The following is a 17,560-nucleotide window of genomic DNA, read 5'->3' as shown; positions in this document are numbered from 1 at the left end:
AATCCCCCGATCAAGGACGTTCCACCGTGGCCAAACAGCAGAGCACCCCAGCATCAGAGCCCCTCGTCGAGACCGCGGCGCAGACCGCCGAACGCCTCGCCCGCGGCGCCAAGGAGGCGAAGGGCCGCCCGACGCCGTCGCGCGCCGAACGCGAGGCGCAGAACAAGCGTCCGCTCGTCCCCTCCGACCGCAAGGAGGCCTCGCGAGCGGCGAAGGCGCAGCAGGCCGAGGCTCGACGCCGAGCACAGGCCGGCATGGCGGCGGGCGACGACAAGTTCCTCCCGGCTCGCGAACGCGGCCCGCAGAAGAAGTTCGTCCGCGACTACGTGGACGCCCGGTTCAACATCGGCGAGTTCATGATCCCCGTCATGTTCCTCGTGATCATCCTCACGTTCATGCCGGTGCCCGAGATCCAGGTCTACGGCATGCTGACCCTCTGGGTCTTCTTCATCATCGCCATCGCCGACTGCTTCTTCCTCGGGTTCCGCGTCCGGAAGGCGCTCCGTGCGAAGTTCGGACAGGACGAGCCGCGCGTGCGCTGGTACGCCGCCATGCGCGCACTGCAGCTGCGCCCGCTCCGCCTGCCGAAGCCGCAGGTCAAGCGCGGCCAGTTCCCCAACAAGTAGGTCCAGCACCACGAACGCCCGCCGGTCTCAGACCGGCGGGCGTTCGTCGTCAGCGGCGTTCGACCGGGTCAGCGGCCGGCGCGAGCGAGGCGGTCAAGACCGCGGTTGATCTGCCGCGCCCAGAGCGGACCGCGGTACAGGAACGCCGTGTAGCCCTGGACGAGCGTGGCGCCGGCATCGAGGCGTTCCTGGACGTCCGCGGCGGTCTCGACACCGCCGACGGAGATCACGCACAGCTCCGGCGGGACGACGGCGCGGATGCGCCGCAGGACCGCGATCGACCGGTCGGCGAGTGGTGCGCCGGAGAGCCCGCCGGCACCGGCCGCCTCGACGGTCTCCGGGTCGGTCTCGAGGCCGTCGCGGGAGATCGTCGTGTTCGTCGCGATGATCCCGTCGAGCCCCAGGTCGACGACGAGCTGAGCGATGCGGTCCACTTCGGCGTCCGTGAGGTCCGGGGCGATCTTCACGAGGAGCGGTGTCGTTCCGGCGGCTGCACGCACCGCGTCCAGGAGGGGCGACAACTGCTCGAGCTCCTGGAGACCTCGGAGACCAGGGGTGTTCGGTGAACTGACGTTGACCACGAGGTAGTCGGCCGTGGGTGCCAGCAGGGTGGCGCTCGAGACGTAGTCGGCCGTGGCGTCGGCGACGTCCACCACCCGACTCTTGCCGATGTTCACCCCGAGGACGGGACGCCTGGCGACGCGGGCCGTCCGCGCCAGTCGTGGCGCTGCTGATGCGGCACCCTCGTTGTTGAAGCCCATGCGATTGATCACGGCGCGGTCCGGGACGAGGCGGAAGAGGCGTGGCTTCGGATTGCCCGCCTGCGGGATCGCCGTGATGGTGCCGACCTCGACGTGGCCGAAGCCCAGGAGCCCGAGCCCGAGCACCCCCTTGCCGTCCTTGTCGAACCCGGCGGCGACACCGAACGGGGTCTCGAACCGGAGGCCGAGCGCCTCAACGGACTGATCGGTCCGGGGTGCGGTCCACCGCCTGATGACGGATCCGAGACCGGTGGACGGAAGCGCACGGATCACGTCGAACGCGAGGTGATGGGCGCGTTCCGGGTCGAGCTTCGCCAGGACGTGGGTGAAGAGGAACCGGTACACGACTCAGCGCTCCACGATCGGCTCGTCGGCAGTCGACGTGCCCGCGGCGTGTTCGACCCGGAGGAGCGCGATGGCCGACTCGAAGTCATCCAAGGACTCGAACGCCTGGTAGACGCTGGCGAACCGGAGGTACGCGACCTCGTCGAGCTCACGCAGCGGCGCGAGGATCGCCAGACCGATGTCGTTCGCGTCGATCTGCGAAGCACCCGTCGCGCGGATGGACTCCTCGACGCGCTGCGCGAGCACCGCGAGATCGGAGTCCGTCACCGGACGACCCTGGCACGCCTTCCTGACGCCGCTCACGACCTTCTCCCGGCTGAACGGCTCCACGACACCGGAGCGTTTGATCACGCCGAGGCTCGAAGTCTCCATCGTGCTGAACCGCCGCCCGCACTCCGGGCACTGCCGGCGCCGACGGATCGCGAGCCCGTCGTCGCTCGTCCGGGAGTCGATGACGCGGGAGTCGGGGTGGCGGCAGAACGGGCAGTACATCAGACGGCTCCCTCGGGTGTGGCGTGCTCGGTGTGCTCCTCAGCGGCGCGGGTCTCGGCGTCGACGAGGCCGAAGCGCGCCGTCACCGCCTCCCCGTGCGCGGGGAGGTCCTCGGACGACGACAGGGCGACGATGTGGTTCGAGACCTGGCGGAGCGCGGACTCGTCGTACCGGACGACCTGCTGCGGGCGGAGGAAGGTGAAGGCGCCCAGGCCGGACGAGAAGCGGGCCTGTCCTCCCGTCGGGAGGACGTGGTTGGAGCCGGCGAGGTAGTCCCCCAGGCTCACCGGGGTGTGCTCCCCCAGGAAGATGGCGCCGGCGTTCGTGATGGCGCCGAGCAGCGCCTCCGGGTCGGCGGTCTGGACCTCGAGGTGCTCCGGTCCGTAGGCGTTGCTGAACGCGACGGCGGCCTCCAAGTCGTCGACGAGCACGATGGCGGACTGCGGACCGGCGAGGGCTTGGACGACGCGGGCGCCGTGGCGGGTGCCGGCGGCGTAGCGACTCAACCACTCCTGGACGGCCAGGGCCAGGGGCTCGTCGTCGGTGACGAGCAACGACGCCGCCGCCTCGTCGTGCTCGGCCTGGCTGACGAGGTCGGCGGCGACGATTCTGGCGTCGGCGGAGGCATCTGCGATGACCAGGATCTCGGTCGTGCCCGCCTCGGCGTCGATGCCGACCTGCCCCTTCACGAGGCGCTTCGCGGCCGCGACGAAGATGTTCCCGGGACCCGTCACGACGTCGACCGGATCCAGCGCGATGTCGGGGACCCCGTAGGCGAACGCGCCGATGGCTCCGGCCCCACCCATGGCGTACACCTCGGTGACCCCGAGGAGACCGGCGGCTCCGAGGATGGTGGGGTGCACACGGTTGTCGAACTCGCGCTGCGGTGGGGACGCGAGCGCGACGGAGCCGACCCCGGCCTCCTGCGCCGGGACGACGTTCATGACGACGCTCGACGGGTAGACGGCCTTGCCCCCTGGCACGTACAGCCCGACCCGCCCGACGGGCGCCCACCGCTGCACGACGGTCGCTCCCTCGCCGAGCGTGGTGGTGCGCTCCGGCGGGACCTGCGCTCGCGTCGCCTCGCGAACCCGGTCGATGGCCTCGACGAGTGCGGCGCGCACCGCCGGGTCCAGTGCGGCCACCGCAGCGTCGATCTCGGACTGCGGCACGCGGAGGTGCTCCGGCCGTCCGCCGTCGAAGCGGTCGGACTGCGCCGACAACGCAGCGGAACCCTCGGTCCGTACGGCGTCGATCAGCGACTGCGCCGCATGGGCTGCGGCGGTGACGTCGACGACGGGACGGGGCAGCATCTCCAGGAGTTCGGTGCGGCTCGGCCGCACGCCCCTGAGGTCAATGGTGGTGATCATGGCCGTCACAGCCTACCGTTCACGGCGTCGTGTCCCGCCGGCGACGTGGACCGCAACGCGTCAACCGAGACAGTTCGGGCCGAGCAACGACTTCAGCTCCCCGAAGAGCCCGGAAGACACGCTGACCCGATGCGGCAACTCGAACACCCGCGCGACATCGCCCCGGAAGAGCTTCAGTCGGACCTCGGTCGAACCTGCGTGTCTCGAGAGCATGTCGCGAAGGGTCATCACCGTCTCGGTCGTCGCGCGGGCGTCCGCCATCGTCAGCTGGAGCATGCGATCGGCACCCGCCTCCGGGAGCTCGGGCGAGAAGATGCTGTAGGCGTGCAGGTTCATCCCGTCGTCGCGGACGCTGACGCGGCCACGCACGACCACGATGGAGTCGCCGACGAGTTCTGACGCGAACTCCTGGTAGGCCTTGCCCATGAACATGGCGGTCATCTCGCCACCGAAGTCCTCGACCTGGATCATGCCGTACTGATTGCCGGACGCCTTCGCGATGCGATGTTGGACGCTCGTGACGAGCCCCGAGATGACGACGGTCTCGCCGTCCATGTTCTCGGCGGTCATGAGGTCGGTGATGGTCGTCGTCGCATGCTTCGCGAGTTCGATCTCGAGACCGGCCAACGGGTGGTCGGAGACGTACAGCCCGAGCATCTCGCGCTCGAAGTTGAGCTTGTCGCGCTTGCTCCAGTCGGGTCGTTCGGGAACGCTCGCGAGCGGTACCTCGCCGACCTCGGCGAACAGGCTGTCGAAGTCGAAGCCGATGCTCCCCGACGCCTCGGCGCGCTTGTCCTTCACGACCGAATCGACCGCGTCCTCGTGGATCTCGTAGAGCGCACGTCGGCTGTCGCCCATGGAGTCGAACGCACCGGCCTTGATCAGCGACTCGATCGTCCGCTTGTTCGCCACGGGCAGCGGCACCTTGCGCAGGAAGTCGTGGAACGACGTGAACCGCCCTTCACGCTCGCGTGCCTGACGGATGAGTTCGACCACGTTCGACCCGACGTTACGGACCGCGCCGAGGCCGAAACGGATGTCCTCGCCGACAGCCGCGAAGAACCCGATCGATTCGTTGACGTCCGGCGGCAGGACCTGGATGCCCATCCGGCGGCACTCGTTGAGGTAGAGCGCCATCTTGTCCTTGGAGTCGCCGACACTCGTCAGCAGCCCGGCCATGTACTCCGCCGGGTAGTGGGCCTTGAGATAGGCCGTCCAGTAGGAGATGACCCCGTACGCAGCGGAGTGCGCCTTATTGAACGCGTAGTCGGAGAACGGGAGCAGGATCTCCCACAGCTTGTTGACGGCCTCCATCGAGAACCCGTTGGCCACCATGCCGCCGGAGAAGCCCTCGAACTGCTTGTCCAGTTCGGACTTCTTCTTCTTGCCCATCGCTCGTCGGAGGATGTCGGCTTGTCCGAGGGAGAAGCCGGCGACCTTCTGCGCGATCGCCATCACCTGCTCCTGATAGATGATCAACCCGTAGCTCGTCGACAGGATCTCGGACAGCGGCTCCTCGAGCTGCGGGTGGATCGGGGTGATCTCCTGCAGGCCGTTCTTCCGGAGGGCGTAGTTCGTGTGCGAGTTCGCGCCCATGGGGCCCGGACGGTACAGCGCGATGAGTGCCGAGATGTCCTCGAAGTTGTCGGGCTTCATGAGGCGCAGCAGCGCGCGCATCGGTCCGCCGTCGAGCTGGAACACGCCGAGCGTGTCGCCCCGGGAGAGCAGCTCGTACGCGCCGCGGTCGTCGAGCTCGAGGTCCTCGAGGACGAGGTCGATGTTCCGGTTGCTCTTGATGTTGTCGAGGGCGTCGTTGATGATCGTCAGGTTGCGCAACCCGAGGAAGTCCATCTTGATCAGTCCGAGCGACTCACACGCGGGGTAGTCGAACTGGGTGACGATCTGGCCGTCCTGCTCGCGCTTCATGATCGGGATGATGTCGATGAGCGGGTCGCTCGACATGATCACACCGGCCGCGTGCACACCCCACTGGCGCTTGAGGTTCTCGATGCCGAGGGCGGTCTCGAAGACGGTGCGCGCCTCGGGATCCGTGTCGAGGATGCCGCGGAGGTCGACGGCCTCCTTGTAGCGCGGGTGCTTCGTGTCGAGGATGCCCTCGAGCGGGATGTCCTTCCCCATGACCGCCGGCGGCATGGCCTTCGTCAGCTTGTCGCCCATGCCGAACGGGAAGCCGAGGACCCGGGAGGAGTCCTTCAACGCCTGCTTGGCCTTGATCGTGCCGTAGGTGACGATCTGCGCAACGCGCTCGTCGCCGTACTTCTCGGTGACGTACTTGATCACCTCGCCACGACGACGGTCGTCGAAGTCGACGTCGAAGTCGGGCATGGAGACGCGGTCGGGGTTGAGGAACCGCTCGAAGATGAGTCCGTGGCGGAGTGGGTCGAGGTCGGTGATCTGCATGGCATACGCGGCCATCGAGCCGGCACCGGAACCACGGCCGGGACCGACCCGGATGCCGTTGCGCTTCGACCACTGGATGAAGTCGGCGACGACGAGGAAGTAGCCGGGGAACCCCATCTGGACGATCACGCCCGTCTCGTAGTTCGCGCGGTCGCGGACGTCGGCTGGGATGCCGTTCGGGTATCGCTGGTGGAGGCCTGCCTCGACCTCCTTGATGAACCAGCTCTCCTCGTTCTCCCCCTCGGGGACCGGGAACCGCGGCATGTAGTTCGCTGAGGTGTCGAAGGCGACCTCGCAGCGTTCGGCGATCGCCAGCGTGTTGTCGCAGGCCTCGGGGTACTCGCGGAACAACCGACGCATCTCGTCGGCCGACTTCAGGTAGAACTCGTCGGCGTCGAACTTGAAGCGGTTCGGGTCGTTGAGGGTGGAACCGGACTGCACGCAGAGCAACGCCGCATGCGCCTTAGCGTCGGCAGCGTGCGTGTAGTGCAGGTCGTTCGTCGCGAGGAGCGGCAAGCCGAGGTCTTTCGACAGCCTGATGAGGTCGCCCATGATGCGGCGTTCGATCCCGAGACCGTGGTCCATGATCTCGCAGAAGTAGTTCTCCGCACCGAAGATGTCGCGGAAGTCGGCGGCCGCCTTGACCGCCTCGTCGTACTGACCGAGGCGCAGCCTCGTCTGCACTTCACCACTCGGGCATCCCGTCGTGGCGATGAGGCCGGCGCCGTACTCGCTGAGGATCTCGCGGTCCATGCGCGGCTTGAAGTAGTACCCCTCGATCGACGCCTTCGAGGACAACCGGAAGAGGTTGTGCATGCCCTCGGTCGTCTCCGAGAGCAGGGTCATGTGCGTGTAGGCCCCGGCTCCGGAGACGTCGTCTCCCCCGCCGTCGCCCCACTTGATGCGAGTGCGGTCGCCACGTGCAGTCCCCGGCGTGATGTACGCCTCGGTCCCGATGATCGGTTTGATGCCCGCATCGGTGGCCGTCCGCCAGAAGTCGAACGCGCCGAACATGTTGCCGTGGTCGGTGACCGCGACGGCGGGCATGCCCTGCTCGACCGCGGCCTGGATGAGGGGCTTCACCCGCGCCGCGCCGTCGAGCATCGAGTACTCGCTGTGGACGTGCAGGTGGACGAACGAATCGGTGGACGTGGGCACGGACGGCGCCTCCGGGGATCGTGCTGGGGGGAACGGCGCGGACGCCGAGGTGGTCTGGGACAAGCCTAATCGTCGCCACCGACCATCGACCCCGGCCTGCGAAGGCACTCGGTGGTCGATCGGCGACGGGGTGTCAGTCGAGTTCGAGGATCGAAAGGGCGTGCTGCAGATCCGCCGGGTAGGCGGTCTCGAATCGCACGAACTCACCGTCAGCCGGGTGCGCGAATCCGAGCTTCGTCGCATGCAGCCACTGCCGCGTGAGCCCCAGACGGGCCGAGAGCGCCGCGTCGGCGCCGTACATCGTGTCGCCCACGCAGGGATGCCGCTGGGCTGCCATGTGCACGCGGATCTGATGCGTGCGGCCGGTCTCCAGGTGCACGTCGAGCAGGGAGGCGTACGGGAACGCCTCGAGGGTCTCGTAGTGGGTGATGGAAGGCTTCCCGTCGGCAGTGACGGCGAAGCGCCAGTCGTGACGCGGGTGGCGCCCGATGGGCCCGTCGATGGTGCCGGCAAGCGGGTCGGGATGTCCCTGGACCACGGCACGATAGATCTTCTCGACCTCGCGGTCGTGGAAGGCACGCTTCAGGGAGGTGTACGCCCGCTCGGTCTTCGCGACGACCATGAGGCCGCTCGTCCCGGCATCGAGCCGGTGCACGATCCCGGCCCGCTCAGCGGCTCCGGAGGTCGAGATGCGGAAGCCGGCTGCGGCGAGGGCACCGAGCACCGTCGGGCCCTCCCACCCCACGGAGGGGTGGGCGGCGACGCCGGCCGGCTTGTCGACGACCACGATCTCGTCGTCATCGTGGACGATGCCGAGGTCGGGGACGGCGATCGGCACGATCACGGCCTCGCGGCGGGACGTCCACTCGATCTCGAGCCAGGCACCGGCGAGCAGTCGGTCGGACTTGTCGACCGACTTGCCGTTCATGGTGACGCCGCCTCCGAGGGCGACCTCGGCTGCATAGCTCCGGGAGAAGCCGAGGAGCTTGGCCAGGCCGGCGTCGACCCGTTCGCCGTCGAGTCCGTCGGGGACGTACAGGCTGCGGGACTCGTTCACGGGCGACCTGCGTCCGGGCTCGCGTCGCCCGGCTCCGCCGGATCGAGGGTGGCCGCGTCCGCTTCGGCCTCGCGGTCCTCCGCCTCCTGGGCGGCCCGTTCGCTCGCACGCGTCGTGCGGGTGCCGTCGAGGTTCACACCGAAGAGCGTCAGGAGGATGAAGAGCGCCATGCTGACGACGATGCAGATGTCGGCGACGTTGTAGATCGCGGGCAGCATCCACGGGGTGGAGATGAAGTCGACCACGTGCCCCAGACCGAAGGACGGCTCGCGGAGGAGCCGGTCCGTCAGATTCCCGAGCACACCACCGAGCAGCAGGCCGAACACGATCGCCCAGGCTCGCGAGCGGATACGGCGGGCGAACCAGACGATGACCACCACGACGACCGCAGCGAGGATCGAGAAGATCCAGGTGTACCCCGCGCCGAGCGAGAAGGCGGCGCCGGAGTTCTTGACGAAGTACAGCACGAGTGCCTGACCGAGCACGGGAACGGACTCACCGACGGTCAGGTTGGTCGTGACGAGGAACTTGGTGAACTGATCGGCCGAATAGGCCACGACGGCAACCAGCGCCAGGACTGCAAGAGTCCTGGCGCTGGCCTTCGACGGTGATGCGGGAGACAACCGGGTGTCTGCGCTAGACCGCTGCGCTGTCGGCGGTGACGCCGGCCTTCGCATCGGGAGCGGAGCTCGACGACGAGGCGTCGAGGTCCTTCAGCTGACCCTCGATGTAGCCGCGCAGCTGCGAGCGGTACTCACGCTCGAAGTTGCGGAGCTCGTCGATCTTGTGTTCGAGCACCGAACGCTCCTGCTCGAGGATCTGCATCTGGGCACGCTGCTTGGCTTCAGCCTCGGCGACGACGCGCGCTGCGGTGGCGTGGCCTTCGGCGATGAGTGCGTCGCGGCGCTGAGCCCCCTCGGCGACGTGCTCGTCGTGGAGACGGCGCGCCAGCTGGAGGAGGTTGTTCGAGCTCTCGGCGGTGTTGTCGGTCGACTCCGCAGCCGGAGCCGGGGTGGGAGCGGCGACCGGCGCGGGCGCCGGAGCAGGCTCGGCCTTTGCCAGCGCTGCCGGGGCCGACGAGCCGCCCTTCTGGAGTTCGGCGATCTTGGACTCGGCCGCGGTCAGCTTCTGCTGGACCTCGTCCTTCTCCTGGATTAGGCGACGGAGTTCGACGACGACCTCGTCGAGGAAGTCGTCCACCTCGTCCTGGTCGTAGCCTTCGCGGAACTTGGTCTGCTGAAACCGCTTCTGGACCACGTCTTCGGGAGTGAGCGCCATAGCGAACCACCTTCACTGTCGAATCGAAAATCTGTGTACAACGCCCCCACGCTAGCAAAGTCTGACCCAATGGGTGAGACATGTTCGCGACGTCGGAGGCGACCGTCAGGTGACGGACGTTCTATCGTAGCCACACAATCGTGGCGAGCTGTTCGCGGGCGGTCCCGTTCGAACGCTAGAGGAGCTGGACGAGCGTCATCGCGATGATGCAGCACAACATCGTGAGGGTCCACCCGAAGTCGAGCGCCACCGGACCGACGGCGACGCGCGGGAGGACACGGCGGAAGAACCGGATCGGAGGATCCGTGATCGTGAAGCTCAATTCTGCGAGCACCAGCCCGACGCCCGTGGGCCGCCATTGCGGACGGAGCACTCGGGCGAGGTCGAGGATGAACCTCGCCCAGAGGACGAAGAAGTACAGGAGCAGCGCGAGATAGAGGATCGTGCCGATCACGGAGATGAGAGAAGCCACCCCTCGATTATGACTGAGCGAAGAAGGTCGCCTCGGTCGCTTCCGGAGCACCCTGCCCGTTGTCGCCGGAGACGGCGACGTGCTCGGGAGAGAGCAGGAACACCTTGCTGGTCACGCGCTCGATCTTGCCGTAGAGACCCTGCGAGAGGCCACTGGCGAAGTCGATGAGCCGGCGAGCATCGCCGTCGCTCATCTGCGAGAGGTTGATGATGACCGGGACGCCGTCGCGGAAGCTCTCGGCGATGATCTGCGCGTCGCGGTACTGCTTGGGGTGCACGGTGAGGATCTCGTTGAGGTCCGAGCTCGGTGCGACGGGCTGTCGCACGGGAACCGGCTTGCGCAACGGCGTCACCGGAGCGGCCTTCTCGACGCGTTCCACGCGCTCGACCCGCTCAGCGCGCTCGGTGCGACGGGGCTCGGCCTGCTGCGTCGGCTCGGCCTGAGCAGCGTGCTGCTGCTCGTACTCGAGATCATCGTCGGCGAGCCCGAGGTACACCATGGTCTTCTTCAGTGGGTTCGACATCGTTTCCTCCGTGATCTGCGGTCCTTGCTTCTCCGAGATTAACGTCACACCGGGCGATTCCCGGTGATTGCCGTGCCGATGCGTAGGTGTGTCGCGCCCGCTTCGATGGCCTCGACGTAGTCGTGGCTCATGCCGATCGACAGCCCATCGGCGTGCGGAGCGAGTGCGCGCATGCGCTCGGACGCAGCGACGACCCTGGCGAAGGCCGCCGCTGGATCCTCGTCGAGCGGGGCGACGGCCATGACGCCGCGCAGCACGATGCCCTCCGCTTCGAGTGCCGCGGTCGTGAGCGCCTCGAGGGCCGCATCACCCGCGACGCCACCCCGGCCGGGATCGTCGGTCAGGTTGACCTGGAGGAAGACCTCGAGCTGCCGCTCAGTGGACGACAGCGCGTCGAGCAGCTCAGGTCGGTCGACCGAGTGGACGGCGTCGACGTATCGTCGGACCTGCTTGGCCTTGTTCGTCTGCAGTTGACCGATGAAGTGCCAGCGCAATCCCAGTCCCTCGGCTGCGGCGACCTTGTCGCGCGCCTCAGGGTGCCGGCTCTCCCCCACGTCCGTGACGCCGGCGGCCGCCAGCGCCTGCACGAGCGTCACCGGGTGGAACTTCGTCACGACGATCAGCGTCGGTTCCGTGTCCCGGCCCACGGCTCGCGTCGCGTCGGTGACTCGCCCGCGGATGTCCGCGAGGCGATCGAGCAATGCCGGACCGGGCTCCGAGGAGCCCGATCCGGCCGAGGTGGTCGACTCGTCGATCACTACTACTTGAGGAAGTCGGGGATGTCCAGCTCGCCCTCGTCGTCGAACGAGGGGTCCTGGACGGCGGTCTCGACGACCGTCTCGGGCTGACGGTGCGTCGCTCCGGAGAACGGCGAGGACGCGCTCGGCTTCGATCCCCAGTCGCCGCCTGAGGACACGGGCGCTGCCGCGGTCGACCGGTGCTCGGAGGACTCGGACGCGGCGTTCGCAGCGGTGCTGATCGGCGCCCCGGCGGTCTCGTCGGAGGAACTCATGACCCCGCCGGAGATGACGGCGTCTGCCGGGGAGGCCGCCGTGCGGGTGAGCGGCTCGCCACCGTCGAAGCCGGCTGCGATGACGGTCACGCGCACCTCGTCGCCGAGCGTGTCGTCGACGACCGCACCGAAGATGATGTTGGCCTCGGGGTGCACGGCTTCCTGGACGAGCTTCGCCGCGTCGTTGATCTCGAAGATGCCGAGGTTGGAACCACCCTGGATGGAGAGGAGGACCCCGTGGGCGCCCTCGATGCTGGCCTCCAGCAGCGGCGAGGCGACCGCGAGTTCCGCGGCCTTGATCGCGCGATCCGCGCCACGGGACGAGCCGATGCCCATGAGTGCCGATCCGGCACCCTGCATGACCGACTTGACGTCCGCGAAGTCGAGGTTGATGAGGCCGGGCGTGGTGATGAGGTCGGTGATGCCCTGCACACCGGCGAGGAGCACCTGGTCGGCCGTGGCGAACGCCTCGAGCATGCTGATGCCGCGATCGCTGATCTCGAGGAGGCGGTCGTTCGGCACGACGATGAGGGTATCCACCTCTTCCTTCAGGCGCGCGACGCCGAGTTCCGCCTGCGCCTGGCGACGACGTCCCTCGAAGCCGAAGGGCTTCGTCACGACACCGATGGTGAGCGCACCGATCGACTTCGCGATACGCGCCACGACGGGTGCGCCACCGGTTCCGGTACCGCCACCCTCGCCCGCGGTCACGAACACCATGTCGGCGCCGGCGATGGCCTCTTCGATCTCCTCGGCGTGATCCTCGGCTGCGCGTCGACCCACCTCGGGGTCGGCACCGGCGCCGAGGCCGCGGGTGATCTCCCGGCCGACGTCGAGCTTCACATCGGCGTCGCTCATCAACAGCGCCTGAGCGTCCGTGTTGATGGCGATGAACTCGACGCCTCGGAGGCCGAGCTCGATCATCCGGTTGACCGCGTTCACGCCACCGCCGCCGATACCGACGACCTTGATGACGGCGAGGTAGTTCTGGTTTGTAGTCACTTCAGGCCTCCGTGTGAACTCTCAACCTCAAGTTAAGGTTTAAAGTTATGCTGCGTATGCATTTTCTGTCCTGAGCACGACGTTAGGGCCCAGCCCCATCCCTGATGGGACGCGTCCGGGCGTGTCGGCACATCGACGGGAATATCCCCGCACACCGTCAGCGGACGATCGCGGCCGAGGGCGACGACACGTCGTACTGGTTCACCTGCGACGGGTCGGTGGCCGCCATCGTCTTCGCCAGGATCATCGCCTTCTCGGCGGATTGCTCGGCACTCCCCCACACGACCTCGGCCGGCGAGTCGACGAGCGTCAGCGTGACGTCGTCGGCCGTCGATGCCGACACGGACGCGACACGCGCGCGCAGGTCCGCCGGAAGGGCTCGGATGACCGCAGCCGCGGCGACGAAGCCCTTGGAAGTCGCACCGCCGGCGACCATGAGTGTCGGGTACCCGGCGATGGGCTGGTCGCTCCGCTCGATCGTGACCCCCGCGGCGTCGACGAGGGTGTACACCGTGCCGGATTGGAGCACACCGACCGGCTCACGCTCGACGATCCGGACCACCAGGGTGCTCGGCGGCTGCGACTCGAGGGAGTAGCTGGCGATGAGCGGGTATCCGACGAGCACCGCCTTGACGGCCCCGGGATCCACGAGTGCGAGCGGGCGACCCATCTGGCCGCTGAGCGCCTTCGTGATCTCCGCCTGGTCGACCCGCGTCGCACCGACGACCTCGATGCTCCGCACGGCCAGCAGCGGTGAGTAGGCACCGGCGAGCGACACGACGACCAGTGCGGCCAGGATGGCGGCCGCGAACACCCAGGGCCGGTGACGCCCACGCTTGCGGGCGGTGAACCGGCGGATCTCCTGTCGCTCGTGCCGCCGTCGCAGCCGAGCAGCCTCCCGTGGGGAGAGCAGGTGCTCGTCGGACGGTTGCCCGGGACGATCGCCCTCCTCGGCCGTCGACGCACGGTCGTCGGCCTTCGCCGCGCGATCGGTCGCCGTGACCGATGCTCGACCCGTCGAGGACGACCGGGGGCCGGTCGTGACCTTCGGGGCACCCCGCTTCGACGTCAGCCGAGCGGCGTCGAGCTCGAGCACGTCCGTCTCCTGCTCCGTCACGGGTGCTTCCGGGCGGTCCCGCGTCGGCTTGGAGGCCGCCGGCGTCGTCCGTTGGGTGCGGTCGGGACCCGGTCGCGCCCCGGGATCGAAGCCGTCCGGGCGCTTCACCGGACGCCCATCAGACGGACTCGCGACCGGCGATGGCCTCGAGGAGTTGCGGCACGATGCGGTACACGTCTCCACACCCGAGGGTGATCACGAAGTCGCCCGGCTGCACGACAGAGGCCGTGTAGTCCGCCGCCCGCGCCCAGTCGTCGATGTACGCGACGTGGTCGGCGTCCGCGAACCGGGTCGACACCGTGGCACCGGTCACGCCCGGCTCCGGATCCTCCCGAGCGCCGTAGACCTCGAGGACCACGGTGTGGTCGGCGTAGCGTTCGAGGGCGTCCGCGAACTCCTGGGCGAACAGCCGGGTCCGGCTGTACAGGTGCGGCTGGTGGACGGCGATGATCCGTCCCTCCCCCACCACCGTCCGTGCCGCCGCCAGCGCGGCGGCGACCTCGGTCGGGTGGTGCGCGTAGTCGTCGTAGACGCTGACGCCGTTCACGACGCCGTGCAGCTCGAAGCGTCGCTGGGTCCCGCCGAACGCGGTGATGGCCTGGAGGGCCTCCGCCGGGTCGAACCCGACACCCACGAGGACGGCGAACGCACCCGCCGCGTTGATCGCGTTGTGTCGGCCGGGCACGCGAAGCGTCGCGGCGTAGGTGCCGCCCTGGTAGCTGAGCTGGAACGAGACCGGACCGGTCGAGCCCACGTCGTGGAGACGGACGTCGGCGTCCGCGGCTTCACCGAAGGTGAGGACCCGCTTGCCGTCCGTGGCCGCACGGAGCGCCGGGGTGATGCGCACGGCGCCGGCGTCGTCCGAGGAGATGACGACGAGCTCGCGCGCCTGACCGGCGAAGGTCACGAACGCCTGCTCGAAGGCCTCCAACGATCCGTAGTGGTCGAGGTGGTCAGGGTCGATGTTGGTGATCAGCGCGATGGCCGTGTCGTACAGCAGGAAGGACCCGTCGGACTCGTCCGCCTCCACGACGAACAGTTCACCGTCGCCACGGGCCGAGCTCACGCCCAGGGATTCGATGACCCCGCCGTTGACGAAGCTGGGGTCGGCACCGAGCTCGAGGAGTGCGGTGATGATCATGCCGGTCGACGTCGTCTTGCCATGAGCGCCGGCGACCGCGATGAGGCGGGTCTCCGACGTCAACCAGGCGAGCGCCTGCGAGCGGTGCAGGATCGTGAGTCCGCGCTCCTTGGCGAGCAGGTACTCCGGGTTGTCCGCCCACAGGGCACCGGTCACGACCAGGCTGTCGGCGTCACCGACGTTGGCGGCATCGTGACCGATGGCGACGGGGACGCCGAGGGCGCGCAACGCCTCGATGTTCTTCGACTCGCGGACGTCGGAGCCGGTCACGCGGGCACCGGCGCTCACGAACAGACGTGCGATCCCGCTCATGCCGCTGCCGCCGATGCCGACGAAGTGGACGACGCCGAGGTCGGCTGGGATCTCGACGGTGGGGTCTGGCTTGATCACGGTGTCACGCTTTCTGAGAGGACTGGGTCACCGGCCGCGCGAGGGCTGCACCGATGATTGGAGCGCCTCATCGATGAGGGCGACGACGCGAGACGTCCCGTCGGCGACGCCCACGCTCTTGGACTGGGCCGCCAGGTCGTCGACCCGGTGCCGATCGTTCAGCAGCGGGACGAGGTGCTCACGCACCCAGGCCGGCACGAACTGCGCGTCATCAACCATAACCGCTCCGCCGGCACGCACGACATCGGCCGCGTTGAAGCGTTGCTCGCCGTTCCCCACCGGGTACGGGACGTACACGGCCGGGAGTCCGACGGCGCACAGTTCACTCACGGTCGCGCTTCCCGCCCGCGAGACGGCGAAGTCGGCCGCGGCGATGGCGAGATCCATCCGCGAGCAGTACTCGAGCAGGTGATAATGCTCGACGCCGGGGTCCTGGATCTCGCTCTTCGCACCGGTGATGTGGAGGACCTGCCAGCCGGCACCGACGACGTCCTGCGCGCTCTCGCTCATGGTCGCGTTGAGGCGCCTCGCCCCGAGCGATCCACCGGTGACGAGGAGCAGCGGACGATCGGCATCGAGGCCGAATTCGGCGATCGCCGACGGCCGCAGCGCATCGCGGTCGAGGTCCTCGATCTCGCGACGCAGCGGCATGCCGACGAACCGGGCGTGCTTGATCGGCGTCCGGTGGAACGCCACACCCACGTACGGCGTGTATCGCGCGCCGAGTCGGTTCGCGAGACCCGGCCGCGCGTTGGCCTCGTGGATGACCAGCGGGACGCCCGCCCGCTTCGCCGCGGTGTACGCCGGTGCAGCCGCGTAGCCGCCGAACCCGATGACGACGTCGACGTCGTGCTCGCGGATCATCGCGACCACCTCGGCGACCGCTCGCCGCAGTCGTCCGGGGAACCGCACGGCGTCGAGGTTCGGGCGTCGGGGGAAGGGCAGCTTGGGGATCGTGAGCAGCTCGTAGCCGCGCTCCGGGACGAGCCTGGCCTCGAGCCCCTCGGCAGTGCCGACCACGAGGATGGTCGCCTCGGGGTCCCTGGCTCGGAGGCCGTCGGCGACGGCGAGCAATGGATTGACGTGCCCTGCCGTGCCGCCACCGGCGAGGAGGTAGGTGGTCATCGGGCGACTCCGGAGGATTGGGGGCGTCTGACGGGAGCGCGACGGGGCTGCGGTTGGCCCGTCCGGCCGCGTTCTCGGGCGAAGGACAGGATGATCCCGATCGCGACGAGGGTCGTCAGCAGAGCGGTACCACCAGAGGAGAGCAACGGCAACGGGACGCCGAGGACCGGGAGGACACCGAGGACGACGCCGATGTTGACGAGCGCCTGACCGATGATCCACGCCATGACCGCGCCGGTGGTGATCCGGACGAACGAGTCGTCGCTCGAGCGGATGACGCGGATGAACATGACCGCGAGGAAGACGAAGAGGCCGAGGACGAGGACGGCGCCGATGAGGCCCAGCTCCTCGCCGATCGCGGCGAAGATGAAGTCGTTCGAGATCGCGGGCAACCAACCGTACTTGGCCCGGGAGTTCCCGAGGCCGACGCCCCAGAGCCCGCCGTTCGCGAGGGCCCAGGTGCCGTGGGTCGACTGCCAGTCGGCGTTCTCGTAGTCACCCTTGCCGTCCCCGAAGAACGCCATGATGCGCTGCATGCGGTTCGCACTCGTGATGGCCATGATGAGGAACAGCACGGCGCCGGCGACCACCGGGATCGCGATGTACCGGAGTCGGACGCCGGCGAAGTAGAGGGCGGAGAACACGATCAGCGCCATGATGACGACGGTTCCGAGGTCGCCACCGAGCAGGACGAGACCGATCGAGAGACCCGCGAACGGGATGACGGGGATCAACGCGTGCTTCCACTCGAGCAACCGCGGCTGTTTCACCGTCAGGACCAGGCCGAGCCACACGACGAGGGCGAGCTTGACCGCCTCGGAGGGCTGCGCCGTGAAGCCGCCGATCTCGATCCAGTTACGGTTCCCGCCGATCTCGTACCCGAGCGGGGTGAACACGAGCAGCTGGAGCCCCATCGCGATGACGAGGAAGACCCACGCCCACTTCTTCCAGAACTTCGCCGGGAAGCGGCTGACGATGAGCATCAGCGGGACACCGATCATCGCGAAGGTCGCCTGCCGCCAGAAGAGGCCGAAGTAACCGTCTCCAGCCTCGTACGATTCGACGGACGAGGAGGACAGCACCATCACGAGTCCGAGCCCGACGAGGAAGAGGGTCACTCCGAGCAGGAGGAAGTAGTTCTTCGACTCCGGTCGGAGCACCTTGCCGAGGGAGATGCGCGCACTCGACATGCCTCTCGGCGACACCGACGCTTCCGGACCTCCACCGCTCGGCGCGTCGGCCGACCGTCCGGACGCCGATGCAGACCGCG

The 17,560-nt window shown here is 68.4% G+C and carries 16 protein-coding genes; 1 reads left to right on the top strand and 15 read right to left on the bottom strand.

All coding sequences use genetic code 11. The features are described 5' to 3' along the window. Nucleotides 1-26 precede the first annotated feature (26 nt). On the top strand, nt 27-626 hold the full coding sequence (locus tag QRN27_RS16485) for a DUF3043 domain-containing protein (protein WP_056005465.1): 600 nt from the start codon (nt 27-29) through the stop codon (nt 624-626). Between the two features lie 68 nt (nt 627-694). Here QRN27_RS16485 and QRN27_RS16480 read toward each other — a convergent pair whose 3' ends face one another. The 15 genes from QRN27_RS16480 to ftsW all read right to left on the bottom strand — a co-directional run bounded on the left by QRN27_RS16480 (nt 695) and on the right by ftsW (nt 17,480). Then, nucleotides 695-1,732, bottom strand: a complete 1,038-nt coding sequence (locus QRN27_RS16480; RefSeq protein WP_285043173.1) for a quinone-dependent dihydroorotate dehydrogenase — start codon at nt 1,730-1,732, stop codon at nt 695-697. Nucleotides 1,733-1,735: 3 nt separating this feature from the next. Continuing rightward, nucleotides 1,736-2,224, bottom strand: coding sequence for a transcriptional regulator NrdR (gene nrdR, locus QRN27_RS16475; RefSeq protein WP_285043172.1), 489 nt, complete (start codon nt 2,222-2,224; stop codon nt 1,736-1,738). After that, nucleotides 2,224-3,594, bottom strand: a complete 1,371-nt coding sequence (gene hisD, locus QRN27_RS16470) for a histidinol dehydrogenase (RefSeq protein WP_285043171.1) — start codon at nt 3,592-3,594, stop codon at nt 2,224-2,226. Before hisD ends, nrdR begins: the two co-directional genes overlap by 1 nt. 60 nt (nt 3,595-3,654) lie before the next feature. Then, on the bottom strand, nt 3,655-7,173 hold the full coding sequence (gene dnaE / locus QRN27_RS16465) for a DNA polymerase III subunit alpha (protein ID WP_194670110.1): 3,519 nt from the start codon (nt 7,171-7,173) through the stop codon (nt 3,655-3,657). Nucleotides 7,174-7,306: 133 nt separating this feature from the next. Beyond that, the gene (locus QRN27_RS16460) at nt 7,307-8,230 is read right to left on the bottom strand and encodes an RluA family pseudouridine synthase (RefSeq protein ID WP_285043170.1); all 924 of its coding nucleotides are present in this window, start codon (nt 8,228-8,230) and stop codon (nt 7,307-7,309) included. Beyond that, nucleotides 8,227-8,907 carry a signal peptidase II gene (lspA, locus tag QRN27_RS16455; protein ID WP_350224105.1) on the bottom strand — a complete coding sequence of 227 codons (681 nt, stop codon included), beginning with the start codon at nt 8,905-8,907 and terminating at the stop codon, nt 8,227-8,229. The genes QRN27_RS16460 and lspA overlap by 4 nt, the downstream gene beginning before the upstream one ends. Then, a complete protein-coding gene (locus QRN27_RS16450; RefSeq protein ID WP_285043168.1) occupies nt 8,867-9,508 on the bottom strand; it encodes a DivIVA domain-containing protein in 642 nt (213 codons plus the stop codon). Before QRN27_RS16450 ends, lspA begins: the two co-directional genes overlap by 41 nt. Before the next feature lie 175 nt (nt 9,509-9,683). Continuing rightward, complete coding sequence (locus QRN27_RS16445; RefSeq protein WP_056005447.1) at nt 9,684-9,980, bottom strand: YggT family protein; 297 nt, start codon at nt 9,978-9,980, stop codon at nt 9,684-9,686. 7 nt (nt 9,981-9,987) lie between these two features. Next, nucleotides 9,988-10,503: a cell division protein SepF gene (locus QRN27_RS16440; RefSeq protein WP_285043167.1), complete on the bottom strand. Its 516-nt coding sequence runs from the start codon at nt 10,501-10,503 to the stop codon at nt 9,988-9,990. 44 nt (nt 10,504-10,547) lie between these two features. Next, nucleotides 10,548-11,258: a YggS family pyridoxal phosphate-dependent enzyme gene (locus QRN27_RS16435; protein WP_502929543.1), complete on the bottom strand. Its 711-nt coding sequence runs from the start codon at nt 11,256-11,258 to the stop codon at nt 10,548-10,550. Nucleotides 11,259-11,263: 5 nt separating this feature from the next. After that, entirely contained in the window at nt 11,264-12,517 is a 1,254-nt protein-coding gene (gene ftsZ, locus QRN27_RS16430; protein WP_285043165.1) for a cell division protein FtsZ, read from the bottom strand. A gap of 157 nt (nt 12,518-12,674) precedes the next feature. Further along, nucleotides 12,675-13,742, bottom strand: coding sequence for a cell division protein FtsQ/DivIB (locus tag QRN27_RS16425; protein WP_285043164.1), 1,068 nt, complete (start codon nt 13,740-13,742; stop codon nt 12,675-12,677). A 10-nt stretch (nt 13,743-13,752) separates the two neighbouring features. Then, entirely contained in the window at nt 13,753-15,165 is a 1,413-nt protein-coding gene (murC, locus tag QRN27_RS16420) for a UDP-N-acetylmuramate--L-alanine ligase (RefSeq protein ID WP_285043163.1), read from the bottom strand. A 27-nt stretch (nt 15,166-15,192) separates the two neighbouring features. After that, entirely contained in the window at nt 15,193-16,290 is a 1,098-nt protein-coding gene (locus QRN27_RS16415) for a UDP-N-acetylglucosamine--N-acetylmuramyl-(pentapeptide) pyrophosphoryl-undecaprenol N-acetylglucosamine transferase (RefSeq protein WP_285043162.1), read from the bottom strand. Beyond that, the gene (gene ftsW, locus QRN27_RS16410) at nt 16,287-17,480 is read right to left on the bottom strand and encodes a putative lipid II flippase FtsW (protein WP_285043161.1); all 1,194 of its coding nucleotides are present in this window, start codon (nt 17,478-17,480) and stop codon (nt 16,287-16,289) included. Before ftsW ends, QRN27_RS16415 begins: the two co-directional genes overlap by 4 nt. Nucleotides 17,481-17,560: the final 80 nt, after the last annotated feature.

Origin of the sequence: Plantibacter sp. LMC-P-059a, assembly GCF_030209505.1 — a bacterium.
Lineage (GTDB): Bacteria > Actinomycetota > Actinomycetes > Actinomycetales > Microbacteriaceae > Plantibacter.
Note: the sequence above shows the minus strand (reverse complement) of the source record. Positions and strands in the feature narration are given on the sequence as shown.

Bases quoted from the DNA above. Each gene is read 5' to 3' on its own strand.
- nrdR (WP_285043172.1), bottom strand. From the start codon at position 2,224: ATGTACTGCCCGTTCTGCCGCCACCCCGACTCCCGCGTCATCGACTCC.
- hisD (WP_285043171.1), bottom strand. From the start codon at position 3,594: ATGATCACCACCATTGACCTCAGGGGCGTGCGGCCGAGCCGCACCGAA.
- lspA (WP_350224105.1), bottom strand. From the start codon at position 8,907: ATGCGAAGGCCGGCGTCACCGCCGACAGCGCAGCGGTCTAGCGCAGAC.
- QRN27_RS16450 (WP_285043168.1), bottom strand. From the start codon at position 9,508: ATGGCGCTCACTCCCGAAGACGTGGTCCAGAAGCGGTTTCAGCAGACC.
- QRN27_RS16440 (WP_285043167.1), bottom strand. From the start codon at position 10,503: ATGTCGAACCCACTGAAGAAGACCATGGTGTACCTCGGGCTCGCCGAC.
- QRN27_RS16415 (WP_285043162.1), bottom strand. From the start codon at position 16,290: ATGACCACCTACCTCCTCGCCGGTGGCGGCACGGCAGGGCACGTCAAT.
- ftsW (WP_285043161.1), bottom strand. From the start codon at position 17,480: ATGTCGAGTGCGCGCATCTCCCTCGGCAAGGTGCTCCGACCGGAGTCG.